Below are 15800 nucleotides of genomic sequence, written 5' to 3' on the forward strand. Positions count from 1 at the left end.
GCTCAGGCTCCCCGCACGGCGTCGGTCATCAGCCGGCCCCAGGCGCCGAGCTGGGTCTCGATCACGGTCTGGTCGGCCTGCACCGCGACGTCCGGGCCGTCGGCGGCCACGAAATCCACGGAGGCCTCGAAGGGCCCGAGCTTGCCCGCCACCGCATCGAGGAGATCGGCTGGGCCGCTCACCCGCACGGGCGCGCGGGCATCCCCCAGGATGCGGGCGAGGCTCTGGGCGAGCTCGTCCACGGCCCGGCGCCGCAGCGCCTCGGTCAGGACCGGCACGAGGAGATGGCCGACCCGGTCGGTGAGCCCGGTCCCGAGGGCCTGGAGCGCCTCGGCGAAGCCGGCGGCGAGGCGGTCGCCCTCCTCGGCGCACCAGGCCTGGCGCATCTCGACGAGGCGGGCGTCGTGATCGGCCTGCATGCAGGCGAGCACCGATGCGGTCTCGGCACCGGCCTCGGCCCGGCCCGTCTCGCGCCCGCGCTCCCAGCCACGCGCCTCGGCGGCGCGCAGCAGGGCCTCGCGATCCTCGGGCGCCTCGGCGGGTGCGGCCGGCTTGCGCAGGAAGGCGGCGAGGCCGTCCGTGGCGCGCAGGCCGGGCCGGGCGGCCGGAGCGGCGCGGGCCGGGGCCACGTCGTCGGAAAAGTCGGGCAGGAGGCGGGCGATCGCGGGGGCCATCACGCGGCCTCACGCAGGAGCCAGCGCTTCAGGATCTCGGCGGCCTGGGCCTCGTCGGTCTCGATCATCTGCTCCAGTCTCTTCTGCGGCGAGCGGTTCAGCTTCTCGGTGAGGTCTTCGATCATGCTGGCGACCGGGTTCGGGGCGGCGAGGCTCGGCACGTCGCCATTGGCCCCGACCACCTGTCCCGACGCGGCGGGAGCGGCGAGCGCCGCGTTCGGCGCGCTCGCGGCCAGGGCCTGCGCTTCGGCGGCCGCCGCGAGGGCGCGCGCCTCCTCCTGCTGCGCGGCCGGAATCTCCAGGATGGCGCGCATCGCCGGACGCAGGCCGAACCAGATCAGCAGGCCGGCCACCAGCAGGATGGTGCCCGCGTTGATCAGGGTGGCGGACTGGCGCATCAGCACGTCGGTCAGGCTGAGCGGCGCCACCGGCTCCAGGGGCTGGCCGTCGTTGACGAAGCCCACGGCGGCGACCTTCACGTTGTCGCCGCGATCCTTGTTGAAGCCGGCGGCCGAGCCGACGAGTTGCTCGATCTCGGCGACCTGGGCGTCGATGGCGGCCTTGCTCGCGTCGGGCCCGGCCAGAGCCGCGAGGCGGGCGCGGTTGACGAGGACGGCCACCGAGATCTGCTTGATGTTGTAGCCGTCGCTGACGGTCTGGATGGTCTTCGAGGAGATCTCGTAATTGGTGAGGTCCTCGCGCTTCTGGGTCTCGTTGCTGGCCGAGTCGTTGCCGTCCGAGCGGGCGCGCTGCTCGGGCAGGTTCCCTTGCGCGGAGGTCGGGCGCTGCGCGGCGTTGCGGTTCTGCGAGTTCTCGGTCTCGCGCACGGCGCGGGTCGAGCGCTCGACGCGCTGGTCGGGGTTGAAGATGGTCTCGTTCTGGACCGTCTTGTCGGTGTTGAGGCGGGCGGCGACGCTGACCTCGAAATTGCCGACGCCGAGATAGGGCGTCAGGGTCCGGCGGATGTTGTCCTGGACCTCGTGGCCGATGGTCTTCTCCAGGGTCGCCATCTTGCCGGTGGGCACGGCCGCCGCGTCGTCGCCCGAGAGCAGGAGCGAGCCGTCCGAACCGATCACGGTGACGCGGTCGGGCTTCATGCCGGGCACGGCGGAGGCGACGAGGTGGCGGATCGACTGGGCGCCGCTGACGTCGTCGGCGGGCTCGGTGCGCACGACCACGGAGGCCGAGGGCGGCTGCTGGTCGCGGCGGAACGACCCCCTATCGGGCAGCACGATGTGGACGCGGGCGGCCTTGACGCCCTTCATGCCCTGGATGGTGCGGGCGATCTCGCCCTCCAGGGCGCGGACGCGGGTCACCTCCTGCATGAACGAGGTCATGCCGAGCGACCCGAGATCGTTGAACAGCTCGTAGCCGGACTTGGCGCTCTGCGGCAGGCCCTTCTCGGCGAGCAGCATGCGGGCCTGGGCGGTGTGGCCGTAGGCGACGAGCACGGCGGCGCCGTCGGCGCTGACGTCGAAGGGGATGTTGGCGTCCTTCAGCACGCTGCCGATGCGCCCGACATCCTCGCGGCTGAGACCCGTATAGAGCGGCTCCTGGGCCGGACGGCTCAGGTAGTAGGCGCCGAGGCCGACGGCGAGGAAGACCACCACGCCGATGAGCGACAGGGCGGCGATGCGCCGCCCGCCCAGCGCGAGGATGTTGTTCCAGAGCCGTTCGGCGTGTTGGAGACCGGACATTCGGTGGGCTGCTCCGCTTCGGATCCGCGATCCGATACGGTCCTCTCACCCGCCAGCCTTGCGCGAAGGTTGCGCCGCCGTGCGGGCGCGCCGCGATGTCCGAGAGCCGGCGGCCCACCGGCCGACCGCACCCGGACGTTGTCGGGCGCGGCGCGCGCCTCAATACGGGTGGCGGTCCGTCTTGTTCATCCAGGCCTCGTAGGCCTTCAGCCCGGTCTCGCGCTCGAAATTCTCACTGACCCGGATGCGGCGCTGATCCCAGGGCTTGGCGAAATCCTCGTACTGGAACGCGTCGTCGAAGCCGATCTTGCTCGTGTCCTTGAGGCTGGCGGCGAAGTAGACGTGATCGATGCGCGACCAGTAGATGGCGCTCATGCACATCGGGCACGGCGCGCCGTTGATGTAGATCTCGCAGCCCTTCAGCATCCTGGCCCGCTCGGTCACGGGGTCCGGGGAGCCGGGCTCGCGCGGGATCATCTCCAGGATCGTCCCGGCGCCGTACTCGCTGCCGAGCAGGGCCTTCGGGTTCAGCCGGGCGGAGGCATCCATGATGGCGGTGATCTCCGCATGGAAGACCGGGATGCCGGTCAGCAGGACACGGTTCTGGCCGCGCCCGATGATCTCCCCGTCCTTCACGATCACCGCTCCGAACGGGCCGCCCCACCCCTTCTCGACGGACTCGATCGCGAGCCGTGTCGCCTCCTCCATGAACGCCTTCTTGCCGGCTGGGACCGGGGCCGCCTGCGCGACGGCCCCCGGCGCCACGGCCATCGACATGCCGACCCCGACGGCGCTCGCCAGAAAGGCGCGCCGGCCCAGAACACCCGGCATCGTACAATCGCCGGAATGTTCGGCCGAGCAGGAACAGGATCGAAACATTCAAGCTCTCCACAAATATATCGTGCGAAGACACGATACATAGTCCCGACGATCCGAGAAGCCGAAACGATCAACGTTCCCGCGCATCGGACAACATCATTTCCATCTCATGACACGAGGCCCTCGGACTTCGTCCGATGTCGACGCGAAATGATTCATGATGGTGCGAGCGATCCGGACGGGATCTTAGAAAAAGGACCGCACCAACCCGCCGACCAGCATGTTCCAGCCGTCGATGAGGATGAAGAACAACACCTTGAACGGCAGCGAGATCACGGTGGGGGGCAGCATCATCATGCCCATCGACATGATGATGGTCGACACGATCATGTCGATGACGAGGAAGGGCAGCGCGATCAGGAAGCCGATCTCGAAGCCGCGGCGCAGTTCCGAGATCATGAAGGCCGGGATCAGGATGCGCAGGTCGATCTTCTCACCGCCCTCGGCCTTGGGGATGTTGCGGCTCGCCAGATCCGTGAAGGTCTGGAGATCCTTCGGGCGCACGTGGGTCGTCATGAACTCCCGGAACGGCTCGACGAGCTTCGGAATCGCCTCCTCCTCGGAGATGCGGTTCTCGGTGAGCGGTTTCAGGCCCTCGTTCCAGGCCCGGTCGAAGGTCGGCGCCATGACGTAGAACGTCATGAACAGCGACAGGCTGACGAGGAAGATGTTGGCCGGCGTGCTCTGGAGGCCGAGACCCGAGCGCAGGAAGGAGAAGGCGATGGCGAAGCGCGTGAAGCTCGTCACCATCACGAGCAGGCCCGGCGCCAGCGAGAGCACGGTGAGCAGCGCCACGAGCTGCAGGATGCGCCCGCTCGCCGCCCCGTTGCCGGCCGGCAGCAGCGCGTCGAGGGCGGGCAGCCCCGTGGCCGATTGCGCGAGCGCCGGCCCGGTGAGGGCGAGGCCGGCGGCCAGGGTGGCGGCCAGGGCAGCGGCGACGGGGAGCGCCAGGGTGGTGAACGGTTTCATCGGGGTTCCGTCGGCTCCGCGCCCTACTGCACCACCAGCATCTCGACGATCAGCTCGTTCACCTGCCCCTTCGTGCGCAGGGCGACGCGCTCGTTGAGGTCTTCGCGCAGGTGCAAGAGGCCGCTGGCGCCCTCGATCTGCTTCATCGTGACGGTGCGCAGGTAGGCCAGGATGTCGGCGCGGATCTCGGCGAGCGCCACGTCGGGGTTCGGCACGGTGCCGGTCTTGAACACCACGGAGGATTCGAGGCGGACCCAGGCGTCGTTGGCGTCGGCGAGGTTGGTCACCACCGAACCGACGCTGCGGAGCGCGAGGTCGCCGGTGTATTTCAACACCTTCACGGCCTTGTCCTCCTCGTCCTTCTTCTTGACGTCCACGGCCTTCTCGACGGTGGAGAGAAGGTACATCCCGAGGCCGCCGCCGGTGCCGATGGCCACCAGGCTGGTGAGCGCGAGGGCCGCGATCCAGCCCTTGCCCCCCTTCTTCGGCTCCGTCTTGTCGTCCTTGGCGGCCATGGGTCGCGTCCTGCTGATCGGTTCGGGGCGGCGTCATGCCAAATCCGGTCGATCCCTTCGGGATGGTGGATCTGGGGATGGCGGATCTGGAGATGGCGGATCCGGGCTTCGCTCCGGCGCCGCGCGGGCTGAGCGATCCTGTCTCCGCTTCGATCGAGCGGAGACAGGATCAGAACGGCGCCAGGGTCTCGAAGACCTGCTGGCCGAGGCTCGGCCCCTGCACGTCGGTGATGCGGCCGCGCCCGCCATACGAGACGCGCGCCTCGGCGATCTTGTCGTAATCGATGGTGTTCTTGCGCGAGATGTCGCGCGGCCGCACGATGCCCGCGACGGTGAGCACGCGGACCTCGTTGTTCACCCGCACCTCCTGCGAGCCGCTGATGACGACGTTGCCGTTGGGCATCTGCTCGGTGACGATGGCGGCGACCGACAGGCGCAGGACCTCCGAGCGGTCGATGTTGCCCGCCCCCTTGGTCTCGGTGCCCGAGCGGATGCCCGCATCGGCGGTGGCAGCGTCCTTCAGGCCCGAGACGCCGTAGCCGAAGTCGAAGCCGAGGCTCGATTTCTGGCTGCGGGAACGGTCGCTCGAATTGCCGAACTGCGCCTTGTCGTCGATGAGGATCGACACCGTGACGACGTCGCCGACGTTGCGGGCGCGCGGGTCCTGGAAGATCTCGGCGCTGCCGGGGGCCCAGGTCGAGTGGTAGCTGCGCCGCCCCAGCGAGCCGTAGGTGGTGGGCAGCGCCTCGCGCGGCGGCTGCAACCCGGTGCCGATCGGCGTCAGGAGCGGCGGCTGGCCCATGCGGTCGAGGGAGGAATTGCAGGCGGCCAGCGCCGGGGCGAGGAGGGCCAGGAGAAGGCCGGCGCGCGCGGGGCCGGAGGCCGACGTCAGGAGATCGCGCATCAGGATTTCTCGCTCTCGCGGGCTTTCTTGCCCAGTTCGGTCATCGCCCGGGCCAACTGCGCGGCGCGCGCGGCCTCCATCTCGCTCAGGATCGCGCTCGCGGTGCGGGCGTTGAGCTTGGTCAGGATCGCGGCCGCCGCGTCGCCCGGCATGTTGGCGAGTTGCAGCGCGGCGGCATCCGCCCGCATCTTGGTGTAGATCGCCACCACGCCGTCGTCGGCCTTGGCCAGGAACTCGTTGCGGCGGGCGAGCCAGCTCTCGTATTCGGCGCGCTTGGCCTCGAGCTTGGCGATGCGCTCCTCGACCTGGCGCTCCAGGGCGGCGAGCTGCTCCTTCTGCCAGGCGAAGCGCGCATCGGCGGCGGCATCCGCGATGCTGGCGCAATAGGCGGAGGGCTTGGGCGCAGGCTTGACGGGCTCGGGCGCCGGCTCGGGCGCCTTGACGTCGGCCACCTGCACCGGCTCGGCGGGCTTTGCCATCTCGGCGCGCGGCTCGGCCGCGACCGCCGTCTCGGCGGGCCTGTCGAGGGCCTTGTCGACGGGCTTGTCGACGGGCTTGGCGGCCACGGACAGCTTCGACGCGGCGGGCTTCGCGGCGGCCTTGGGAAGCGGGCCGGGATTCATGCCCGAGACGGGCGCCCCCGAGACGGTCGGCTTGACGCCCTCGACGGCGCGGGCCGGACCGAGCCAGAGGGTCGCCGCGGCCAGGAGCCCCAGGAACAGGAGGACGCGCAGGGCCATGAGGGGGAGCCACGGGGCGGGCCCGCCGAGGGGCGGCCGCCGGACCACGAGCCGGGCCATGTCGCGCGCGCCGCTCCGCGCCATCGAGGGGACGCTCATTGCACCACGAGCTCCGCCTGGAGGGCTCCGGAGGTCTTCACCGCCTGGAGGATGGAGATGATGTCGCTGGGCTTCAGGCCGACATTGTTGAGGCCGCGCACCAGCGTCTGGAGGTCGGAGCCGCCGATGATCGCCATGCGGCCCGACTGCTCGTTGACCGAGACCTCGGTGCGCGGGACCACGGCGGTCTGGCCGTTCGAGAAGGGCGCGGGCTGGGAGACCTCGGGGGCTTCCGTCACCCGCACGGTGAGGTTGCCGTGGGTCACCGCCACCGTGGAGATCTGGACGTTGCGGCCGATCACCACCGTGCCGGTGCGCTGGTCGACGACGACCCGGGCCGGCGTGTCGGGATTGACCGTGAGGTCGCCGACCTCGGCGACGAAGCGGGTCTGGGCGATGTTGCTCGGCCGCATCAGCGCGATGGCGCGCTGGTCGCGCGGGGCGGCGACGCGGCGGCCGAAGCGGGCCAGCGCGTAGGCGTTGATGGCGTCGGCCACCATCGTGGCGGTCTTGAAGTCGGGGTTCTTCAGCTCGAAGACGAGTTCGGGCAGGTCGCGGAAGGTGCCCGGGACCTCGCGCTCGATCAGGGCGCCGTTGGGGATGCGGCCGGCCGTGGGCACGCCCTGCGTCACGCTCTCGGCTTGGCCGCCGACGACGAAGCCCGAGACCGCGAGCGGCCCCTGCGCGGCGGCGTAGGTCAGGCTGTCGCCGCCCATCAGGGGCGTCATCAGCAGGGTGCCGCCCTTGAGGGAGGTGGCGTCGCCGAGCGAGGTCACGGTCACGTCGATGCGCGAGCCGGTGCCGGTATAGGGCGGCAGGTCGGCGGTCACCATCACGGCGGCGACGTTGCGGGTGCGCAGGCGGGCGTCGCGCACGTTGATGCCCATGCGGTCGAGCATCGATTGCAGGGATTGCTCGGTGAACTGCGCGTTGCGCAGCGTATCGCCGGTGCCCTGAAGGCCGGTGACGAGGCCGTAGCCCACGAGCTGGTTGTCACGCACGCCCTTCAGGGTGGCGATGTCCTTGATCCGGGTGCCGGCCTGGGCGGGCGTCGGCAGCGCGAGGAGCACGGCCGCGACCAGTGCCGGGAATGTCGCCAGGAGGCGGCGCATCAGCGGTCCCCGGTCCGGATTCGGCCGTCGGCCATCACGGTGCCGAGGACGATGCGGTTGGTGTCGGTGTTGCGCACGCGGATGACGTCGCCGAGGCCGCCGTTCTGGAGCGGCGCCCCGACTGCGGTGATGAGGAGGCCGTGCTCCTCGAACACGATCTGCGTCGGCGTGCCCCGGCTGACGAGGCGCGGATCGTCGACGGCGTTCACCGGAACGGGCTCGCCCGGCAGCAGCATGCGCCGCGCGATGCGCCCCGCGATGGCCATCGGCGCGTCGACGACGGCGGTGCGCGCCCGGAAGGTCTCGGGATAGGCCTGCATCCGCAGCATCGATTCCTTGATCGTGTCGCCGGGATAGATCGTCACCGTCGGCACCGGCAGCATCAGGTCCTCGGCCCGCGCGGACCCAAGGCCGAGCGCGAGGCCGAGGCCGAGGGCCGCGATGTGCCCGGTGAAGCTGGGAAAACCCATGACGTGCTTGCGCCCTTGATGGAGGCCCGGACGGGCGACCGGCGGCTCCGGCGGCGGGCCGGAGCCCGCCGTCGCCGCGCGAATGTGGAGGGGTCGGAATCAGGCGCCGGCGGCGCCGGAACGGACTTGTGCCTAGCGGATGCCCTTCGAGACCGTGCCGGCCATCTCGTCGGCGGCCTGGATCACCTTCGAGTTCATCTCGAAGGCGCGCTGGGCCGTGATCATGTTGGTGATCTCCTTGACGGGATCGACGTTCGAGCTCTCGAGGTAGCCCTGCTGGAGCTTGCCGAAGCTCGGATCGCCCGGCACGCCCGTCACCGCCGCGCCCGAGGCCGGGGTCTCGCGGTAGAGCCCGTTGCCCAGGGGCTCCAGGCCGGAATCATTGGCGAAGTTCGCGATGGTGATCTGTCCGAGGTTCTGTTGCGCGACCTGCCCGTCGATCTTGGCGAAGACCTGGCCCGACTGGTTGATGGTCACGTCGACGGCGCCCGTCGGGATGAGGATCGCGGGATCGAGGGCGTAGCCTTCGAGCGTCACGATCTGGCCCGTGCTGCTGCGGTTGAACGCGCCCGCGCGGGTGTAGTTGATCTCGCCCGAGGGGCTGGTGATCTGGAAGTAGCCGCGTCCGTTCACCGCCAGGTCGAGCTGGTTCGAGGTCTGGGCGAGCGGCCCCTGGCGGTGCAGGTTGCGGATCGCGGCGGTGCGCACGCCGAGGCCCAGCATCGCCCCCTCGGGCACCGGCTCCTGGCCGGCCTGGTTCGGGGCGCCCTGCTGGCGCTCGGCCTGGTAGAGCAGGTCGGTGAACTCGGCCCGCGCGCCCTTGAACCCGGTGGTGTTCAGGTTGGCGATGTTGTTGGCGATGACCTCGAGGTTCATCTGCTGGGCGTTCATGCCCGTGGCCGCGATGGCGAGCGCTCTCATGTCGGCGGGTTCCTATCTTCTAGATCGGCATGCGGCTGAGTTCGAGATAGGCGGCGACCACCTTGTCCCGGACCGCGATGGCCGTCTGCAGGCTCTGCTCGGCATCCATCACGGCCTCGACGACCTGCTGGGTCGTGGCCTTGCCCTGGATGCCCGAGATGGCGGTGGCCTCGCCGGTGCGCAGGGAGGTGCGCAGGCCGGTGGCGAGCTGGGCCATGACCTCGCCGAAATCGGTGCCGGCGCCGGCGCTGCCGGCCGCCGGCATCACGGGGATGCTGGTGCGGGCCAGCGGTGCGGCCGCGTCCGTGCGGGTGATGCCGGCGGCCCGGTCGAAGGCGGCGAGCGAGGTGAGGGCTTCGATCATCGCGTTCGTCTCAGGTTCGCAGGAGGTCGATGACGCTGGCGACCATGGCGCGAGCCTGCTTGATCACCTGCACGTTGGCTTCGAAGGAGCGGTTGGCCTCGCGGATGTCGGCCATCTCCAGCAACACGTTGACGTTGGGCATCTTCACGTTGCCGTCGGCATCGGCCGCCGGGTTGCCGGGGTCGCGCTCGATGCGGAACGGCGCCTCGTCGGTGCCGATCTTCTGGAGCCGGACCGAGGTCCCGCCGGCGGCGCGGTCCAGCGCCGCCCGGAACGTCACGGTCTTGCGGGCATAGGGGTCGGCGCCCGGCCCGTCCCCGACGGATTGCGCGTTGGCGACGTTCTCGGCGGCGATGCGCAGGCGCAGGGACTGCGCCTCCATGCCGGCGCTGGCGAGCCGGGTCGAGGCGGCGAGCGGATCGATCATCAGCTGCCCCTCAGGGCGGCTTTGAGCATCCGGTCGAAGGCCTTGGTGATGCCCATGTTGAGGTTGTGCTGGCTGCTGACCTCGCCGGCCTTGAGCATCTCCTGCTCCAGGCTGACCGAGCTCGAGGTCGAGAGCTGGTCCCAGGCCTCGGCGGCCGAGACCGGCTTCGTCGGGATGCGGTTCTCGCCCGCGGTGACGTGGGCCTGCTCCGTCATGGTCATGCCCATGGAGGCGCTGGTGCGCGCCATCACCTCGGAGAACGGCGCCACGTCCCGCGCCTTGTAGCCGGGCGTGTTGGCGTTCGCGACGTTGCTGGCGATCGTCGCTTGCCGCACCGCGAGGTAGCGGGCCTGCTGCGAGGCCAGGTCGAAGAGGTAGACGCCTGTCACGGCCGGCTCCGGTCCCGATCTTTCATGTTCGAGGCTTTAGGGAGCCAATCTTGTCCGAAGCTGACGGGGCTCGCGGAGCGACGGCCAGCTTGACAGGGCATGGCCTCGCCCCCTCATTGATCGGGCGGCCGCGCTCCGGTCCGAGAGCCGCCCTCCGTTCCGAGAACACGCGTCAAACACAGCCGATGTCCGATCCCTCGCCGCAGACCGGGGCCGCCCCTTCCGCGAGGCGGACATGAGCGCGCGGATTCTCTTCCCCGACGCGGCCCGCTATGCGGCCGGGGCCGGTATCGGCCCCGGCGAGAGCGAGCATCTCGTCCCGGCCAAGAACCGCTGGTCGCGGGTGGTGCTGCCCTTCGCCGGCCTGACGCCGGAGGCGTGGTGCGGCTTGCGCTTCCGCCTCGCCTGGGATGCGGAGGAGACCGCCGGATCCGCCCTCGACTTCGCCCTGGCGGGGATCGACTTCCTGTCGGAGGATGGCTCCAGCCTCGATTTCGACCACGTGCCGGGCCTCGACCGGACGCTGCTCGATCCCCACGGCGCCTGGATCGTCGGCCCCACCCACCTGCCGGCCGAGACGCGCGGGACGCGCGTGGGTGTCGTCCACCTCGCCTTCCGGGTGCCGGCACCGGCGAGCCGGATCACCGTGACGATCCGCTCCTGGCGCAACAGCCGGACCTTCGCAGTGTCCGAGGTCACGCTCACGCAGGGCGCGGAGGCCCCCCCCTCGCCCGCCGAGATTCCGCGCCTCCGGCACCGGCTCGGTCCCGAGGCGACGTGGGTCGAACAGGCCCTGGTGCCCGGTTGCGGCCTCGTGCTGCGCGGGCAGCTCCACACGCCGACCCCGAGCGCCCACGCGGCCCTCGCGCGCATCGTCTACCGGGATCGGCAGGGCGAGATCCTGCCGCCGCCCTATCCCGGAACCATCTCGGTGCCGGCGCTGGGCGCGCTCATCGACCTCTCGACCCATCAGCAGGCCCGCCGCTTCACCCTGGAGCTCCAGCCTCCGGCCGGCGCCGCGCGGGTGTCGGTCGGCTTCGCAATCTGGGAATCCGGCGGCCCGGAGGTCGAACTCCTCGGCCTGCCCGAAATCGCCCTCGAGGATCGGATGCGGCTGCAGAGCCTGTGCGCCGACGATCTCCTCGATGCGACGGACTTCCTCGCCCGGCTGGCCGAGCGGCTGTCGCTCCCCGGCGCCGCCTTCGCGGGCTGGTGCCCTCAGCCGGACGCCGTGGCGGTCCTCCCGGCGGTGCTCGCGCGGGCCCGCGCGATCCAGCGCGGCCAGAGCCACCGCGCGGCCGGCCTCGACCGAACCCTGACCCTCGGATCGGCCCCGGCCTGGACCCTGCCCGAGACCCCGGACTGGACCGAGGACCCGTTCCGCTCGGTGCCCTGGCGGCTCGAATACCAGTCGCTCTCCTGGCTCGGCGCGATCGCGGAGGCGCCGGGCGGCGGCACGACGGCCCTGAACCTCGCCCTATCTTGGTCGCGCGCCAATCCCTGGGGGGCACCGGCGGACGGGCTCGCCCTGCATCCGGCGGCGCTGAGCGCGCGCACCGAGAGCTTCGTGCGGCTCCTGGCCCGGGCGGGCAAGCCCGGCGGCCCGGCCTCCCTCACCCTGACGGGCGAGGCGGTGCGGCACGGCTTCGCCCTGGCCGAGATCGTCGGCCAGAACACCTTCGGCCGCTCGATCCATCAGGTCCAGGCGGCCGCGACCCTGATGCTGGTGGCCCGCGCCCTCCCGCTGCTGCCGCTCGCCGCGCATTGGCTGGCGCTGGCCCGCGGCGCCCTGGAATCCGGTGTCGCCCGCCTCATCGACGCGGACGGGCGCTTCTTCGACCCCTCCCCGCATCAGCGCCTCGAACTGCTCACCCTGCTGCGCGCGCTGAGCCTCGGCCTCGACCCCGAGGACGAAACCCAGGCGGCGGTGAAGACCCGGCTCGACGGGGCGCTGGCGGCGGGGCTGCCTCGGGTCTCGGGCCTCCTCGACCCGGCCGGCCGGCTGCCGCCCTTCGGCGACACGCCCCACGGCGAGGACGAGGCCGGCTGGATCGGCCGGCTCGGCGCGGGCGCGAGCCGAGCCCTCGTGGCCGAGCGGTGGTCCGGCCAGGCGCGACCCCGGCGCGAGCGGCCGAGCCGGCCCGAGGCCCCGGCGGAACCGCTCAGCGGGCGCGTCGACCCGGCGGCGGGCATGATCGCCCTGCGCCACGACGCGCCGGGACGGGGCTGGGGGCACTTCGCCTGCACCTTCGCGAGCCAGGGCCAGGGACCGGGCCACCGCGACGCGGGCTCCTTCGTCTATGCCTGCGAGGGCGTGCGCTGGGTCGTCGAGGCGGGCGGTTCGGGTCAGGTCGAGACCGGGGCGGCGCGCCACCACCTGCTCTCGGAGGCCGGGCACAACGTGGCCGTGCCCGACCAGCGGGGGGCGGCGGGCGGCCCGGCCGCGTATCTCGGGGCGACCCGTCTGATCGGCGCGAGCGTCCACCGCCTCGCCACGCAGGTGCACGGGCCGGACATCGCGCACCGACGGGTCTTCCTCGTGCTCGACGATCTCTCGGGCCTCGCCGTGCTCGACCGCTTCGCCGTGGAATCCGGGCCGGTCGGCTTCGAGGGCACGGTCCACCTCTCGCCCGAGATCCTGCTGGCGCTCGCCGGCCCGCGCCGGGCGATGGCGCAGTCGGGCCGCGCGCGCCTCTCGCTCTCGCCGGTGACGGTGAGCGGACGCAGCGCCGGGCTGACGATCCAGAACGGCTGCAACGCCCATCCGGGCGGCCTGCGGGGCTTCGTCTGCGCCCCGGCGGGCGGCCTCCAGCCGACGAACGCGCTGCGCTACGCCTTCGCGAGCACGGGCGCGGGAAGCGTCGTCTGCGGCGGCCTCGCCCTCGCGGCCGATGCGGATGCCGACCGGCGGCTGACCGCCCTGCTGGCCGAGGATGCGCTCGCGCGGCTGCTGGCCGAGGCCTGACATCCGTCGCCGCTTGATCGAAGCGGAGACGGTATCAGGTCCCCCGCCTTCAGGAGCGCACCTCGCGCTTGGCGACGAAGTTGAACTCTTCCACCAGCACGTCCTTCACTACGTCCGAGCCGAGGCGGACGTTGACCTGTTTGCGGATCTCGGCGAGGCGCTGGGTGACGTTGTAGCGGGACAGGCGTTTGAAATCGATCGCCGGGTCCGTGTAGATCTGTCGGAAGGTCTCGTCGACCACGAAGGCGTTCGGTGGCACCGAGAGCGTGTGCATCAGCCGCGCATCGGCGGTGAAGACCAGCACGGCGACGATGTAGCCCTGCACCTTTCCGTCGACGACCACCGGAACGTTGATGGGCGGCAGCTTCTGGTATTGCAGACCTTCGAGGTAGGGCTCCTCCTTCTTGGCGAACAGCCCCGCACCCCAGGTCACCGCGCCGTAGCAGGACAGGATGGTGAGGCCGCAGATCCACAGGCCGGTGATCAGGATGCGCATGGCGGCTCGTGATCCTCAGCGTCGGACATGGCCGGAATAGGTCCCGTCGGATTCCGCCTCGCGGATCGAATCCGCCACGATCCCCGAAATTTCCTCGACGGCGCGCAGGTGCAGGCCGACGACGTCCTGGTTGCGCTCCAGGACGCCGCGCAGGCGCAGGAGCTGGTCGAGCACCGGCGCCTCGAGCTGGCGCGGGTCGAGGTCGCGGGTCAGGCGGGTGAGTTCGAGCAGGCTCTGGCTCTTGCGCCGGTTCACCGCCTCCTGATCGACCGGGCGATGGGCGAGCAGCGCCTCCGTCTCCGCCGCCACGGTGGCTTCGAGCCGCTTCAGGGATGCGATCAGCATGGGGCGCCCTCAGGTTTCGGAGGTCTTGGTGGCCGGGGCGACGCTCGCCGCCGGCGGGTGCAGCGGACGCGCCGCCTCCAGCATCTTCGCGATGCCGAGCCCGCCGGCCTTGGCCACCTGGGTGCCGACCTGATCGGCCAGCATCGATTTCCAGATGCCGCCGGCATTGCCCTTGCCGAACACGGCGTTGGATTTGGAGGGCATCATCGTCTCGACGAACTGACGCAGCACGAAGGCCTCGAACTGCTTGTAGGGGTCGCCCGCCTTGCCGGCGCCCGAGACCGCGTTGTCGGATTGCATCGCCGTGAGGGTTCCGCGCGCGTCGAGCGGCATGTGCACGGACGCGCCGGCCATGCGGTAGGCGTCCCCGAACGCCGCCGGATCGGCGCCCGGCGCCGACAGCTTGGCGGCGGCCTCCTGCGCGCGCGCCGGATCGGCGGCGCGGGCCACGTCGAGGACGATGTCGGTGGGGGGCGAGATGCTCATGGCAAGCGCTTCGGACGAGTTCGAGAGGCCGAGTGTCGGGCAGGCTTAGTGTCTCTCACGAAACTCCCGCTGCGGCGCCGTGCCCTCGGTGAGGACCGACGGTGGTCGGGAGTTTTGTGAGGCACTCTTAGCGGGCGTGGCTTTCGGGAGGCTTGCGTCGTCCCCGGGCCGGTCAGTCCTGCCTCGTCCCGGCCCGCGCGACCATGAGGTCGAGCTGTTCCAGCATGTCGGCCTGCTCGCGCTCGTGGGCGCGCAGTCTCACGAGGCCCTCCGCCTGGCGCTCGGCCCGCTTCTCGGCGAGGCCGCGCGCCTGCACCGTCGCCGTCTGCCGGACGGCGGTGGCGGCGAGCTCGGTGGCCTCGCCGGCGAGAGCCCGCAGGCGGCGCGCGGCGGCATCGAGGAACAGGCCGTGCATGGTCTCGCCGGCCAAGGTCGCCAGCATGGCGGCCCGGTCGGTCTCGACCTTGGCGGCCTTGGCGCGCGTGTCGGCGAGGTCGCGCTCGGCCAGATTCCGCATCTGCTCCTGGACCTTGAGCAGGCGCTGCGCGCGCATGAGCCGGAGGCGCGTCGTCATCGGCTCAGCCCCGGCGCAGGTAGTCGAAATAGCCCATGACGAACTGCATCATGAACTCGTTGGTGATGGCGTAGAGCAGGAGCAGCCCCCCCGCCATGATGAACGGCGTGGCGATGAAGTAGACCGGGATCTGCGGCACGAGCTTGTTGATGAAGCCCGCGGCGAGGTTCACCGCCACCGCGTAGACGAGGAAGGGCGAGGTGATGCGCAGGCCCAGCACGAAGGCGGTCGTGACCTGATCGACGATGCGCACCAGGGCGGCCTGCGAGCCGATGCCCTCGCCGGGCGGGATGCGCGCGTAGGAATCGATCAGCCCGCGGAACAGCTCCCAGTGCAGGTCGGCGGCGAACAGCAGGGCGGCGGCCGCCATCATGATCATCGCCTCGACGGCGGGCACGGGGTCCATGCCCTCGGCCACCGAACCCGGCATGCCCCCGAAGCCCACCATGGTGACGGCGGCGTTCACCACCGTCTCCAGCACCACGTAGAAGATGCGGCCGAGGAAGCCGAGGACGAGGCCGGTCAGGCTCTCGGTGACGATCCAGCGCAGCATCGACCCGGGACTTTCAGCCGCGAGCTTGCCCTGGAACAGGGGCAGCAGCAGCGGGGTGAGCGCCAGCGAGACGGCGAGCGAGATCAGGAGGCGGACCTGGGCGGGCACGCGCGGGCTGGAAAAGCCCGGCACCACGAGAAGGCAGGCACCGACCCGGCAGAAGATCAGGAAGACGCCCAGGAAGCTGTCCGGGCCCAGGAGATTCGCGGCCGCCAGCACGG

At 71.1% G+C, this 15800-nt stretch carries 19 protein-coding genes; 1 reads left to right on the forward strand and 18 read right to left on the reverse strand.

What is annotated here, in order from left to right; genetic code table 11:
• Nucleotides 1-2: 2 nt before the first annotated feature.
• From MKK54_RS18770 to flgB, 13 genes are all read right to left on the reverse strand, one after another.
• Complete coding sequence (locus MKK54_RS18770; RefSeq protein ID WP_244012994.1) at nt 3-674, reverse strand: hypothetical protein; 672 nt, start codon at nt 672-674, stop codon at nt 3-5.
• Nucleotides 674-2371, reverse strand: coding sequence for a flagellar basal-body MS-ring/collar protein FliF (fliF, locus tag MKK54_RS18775; protein WP_244012996.1), 1698 nt, complete (start codon nt 2369-2371; stop codon nt 674-676). Before fliF ends, MKK54_RS18770 begins: the two co-directional genes overlap by 1 nt.
• Nucleotides 2372-2530: 159 nt before the next feature.
• Nucleotides 2531-3202, reverse strand: a complete 672-nt coding sequence (locus MKK54_RS18780; RefSeq protein WP_244012998.1) for a nucleoside deaminase — start codon at nt 3200-3202, stop codon at nt 2531-2533.
• A gap of 234 nt (nt 3203-3436) precedes the next feature.
• A complete protein-coding gene (gene fliP / locus MKK54_RS18785; protein WP_244013000.1) occupies nt 3437-4219 on the reverse strand; it encodes a flagellar type III secretion system pore protein FliP in 783 nt (260 codons plus the stop codon).
• Nucleotides 4220-4242: 23 nt separating this feature from the next.
• Complete coding sequence (gene fliL / locus MKK54_RS18790; protein ID WP_244013002.1) at nt 4243-4734, reverse strand: flagellar basal body-associated protein FliL; 492 nt, start codon at nt 4732-4734, stop codon at nt 4243-4245.
• Between the two features lie 169 nt (nt 4735-4903).
• Nucleotides 4904-5638: a flagellar basal body L-ring protein FlgH gene (flgH, locus tag MKK54_RS18795; RefSeq protein ID WP_244013004.1), complete on the reverse strand. Its 735-nt coding sequence runs from the start codon at nt 5636-5638 to the stop codon at nt 4904-4906.
• Nucleotides 5638-6477, reverse strand: coding sequence for a MotE family protein (locus MKK54_RS24795; RefSeq protein WP_244013006.1), 840 nt, complete (start codon nt 6475-6477; stop codon nt 5638-5640). The genes flgH and MKK54_RS24795 overlap by 1 nt, the downstream gene beginning before the upstream one ends.
• Entirely contained in the window at nt 6474-7589 is a 1116-nt protein-coding gene (flgI, locus tag MKK54_RS18805; RefSeq protein WP_244013008.1) for a flagellar basal body P-ring protein FlgI, read from the reverse strand. The genes MKK54_RS24795 and flgI overlap by 4 nt, the downstream gene beginning before the upstream one ends.
• Complete coding sequence (flgA, locus tag MKK54_RS18810; RefSeq protein WP_409564209.1) at nt 7589-8059, reverse strand: flagellar basal body P-ring formation chaperone FlgA; 471 nt, start codon at nt 8057-8059, stop codon at nt 7589-7591. Before flgA ends, flgI begins: the two co-directional genes overlap by 1 nt.
• Nucleotides 8060-8191: 132 nt before the next feature.
• Entirely contained in the window at nt 8192-8980 is a 789-nt protein-coding gene (gene flgG, locus MKK54_RS18815) for a flagellar basal-body rod protein FlgG (RefSeq protein ID WP_244013010.1), read from the reverse strand.
• Nucleotides 8981-8999: 19 nt separating this feature from the next.
• Nucleotides 9000-9344, reverse strand: coding sequence for a flagellar hook-basal body complex protein FliE (locus MKK54_RS18820; protein ID WP_244013013.1), 345 nt, complete (start codon nt 9342-9344; stop codon nt 9000-9002).
• A gap of 10 nt (nt 9345-9354) precedes the next feature.
• On the reverse strand, nt 9355-9771 hold the full coding sequence (gene flgC, locus MKK54_RS18825; protein ID WP_244013015.1) for a flagellar basal body rod protein FlgC: 417 nt from the start codon (nt 9769-9771) through the stop codon (nt 9355-9357).
• Nucleotides 9771-10160, reverse strand: a complete 390-nt coding sequence (gene flgB, locus MKK54_RS18830) for a flagellar basal body rod protein FlgB (RefSeq protein WP_244013017.1) — start codon at nt 10158-10160, stop codon at nt 9771-9773. The genes flgC and flgB overlap by 1 nt, the downstream gene beginning before the upstream one ends.
• 235 nt (nt 10161-10395) lie before the next feature.
• On the opposite strand from flgB, the gene MKK54_RS18835 reads away from it, so the two are divergent.
• The gene (locus MKK54_RS18835) at nt 10396-13125 is read left to right on the forward strand and encodes a heparinase II/III family protein (RefSeq protein WP_244013019.1); all 2730 of its coding nucleotides are present in this window, start codon (nt 10396-10398) and stop codon (nt 13123-13125) included.
• A gap of 49 nt (nt 13126-13174) precedes the next feature.
• Here the strand turns inward: MKK54_RS18835 and MKK54_RS18840 are convergent, their stop codons facing one another.
• The 5 genes from MKK54_RS18840 to fliR form a co-directional block, all read right to left on the reverse strand.
• Nucleotides 13175-13621: a hypothetical protein gene (locus MKK54_RS18840; protein ID WP_244013021.1), complete on the reverse strand. Its 447-nt coding sequence runs from the start codon at nt 13619-13621 to the stop codon at nt 13175-13177.
• A 15-nt stretch (nt 13622-13636) separates the two neighbouring features.
• Nucleotides 13637-13966, reverse strand: coding sequence for a flagellar protein FlgN (locus MKK54_RS18845; protein ID WP_244013023.1), 330 nt, complete (start codon nt 13964-13966; stop codon nt 13637-13639).
• A gap of 9 nt (nt 13967-13975) precedes the next feature.
• Nucleotides 13976-14452, reverse strand: a complete 477-nt coding sequence (locus MKK54_RS18850; protein ID WP_244013025.1) for a rod-binding protein — start codon at nt 14450-14452, stop codon at nt 13976-13978.
• Nucleotides 14453-14624: 172 nt separating this feature from the next.
• Complete coding sequence (locus MKK54_RS18855) at nt 14625-15026, reverse strand: hypothetical protein (protein WP_244013027.1); 402 nt, start codon at nt 15024-15026, stop codon at nt 14625-14627.
• Between the two features lie 4 nt (nt 15027-15030).
• Nucleotides 15031-15798, reverse strand: a complete 768-nt coding sequence (gene fliR, locus MKK54_RS18860; protein WP_244013029.1) for a flagellar biosynthesis protein FliR — start codon at nt 15796-15798, stop codon at nt 15031-15033.
• Nucleotides 15799-15800: the final 2 nt, after the last annotated feature.

The organism is Methylobacterium sp. J-068 (assembly GCF_022829445.1).
Classification (GTDB): domain Bacteria; phylum Pseudomonadota; class Alphaproteobacteria; order Rhizobiales; family Beijerinckiaceae; genus Methylobacterium.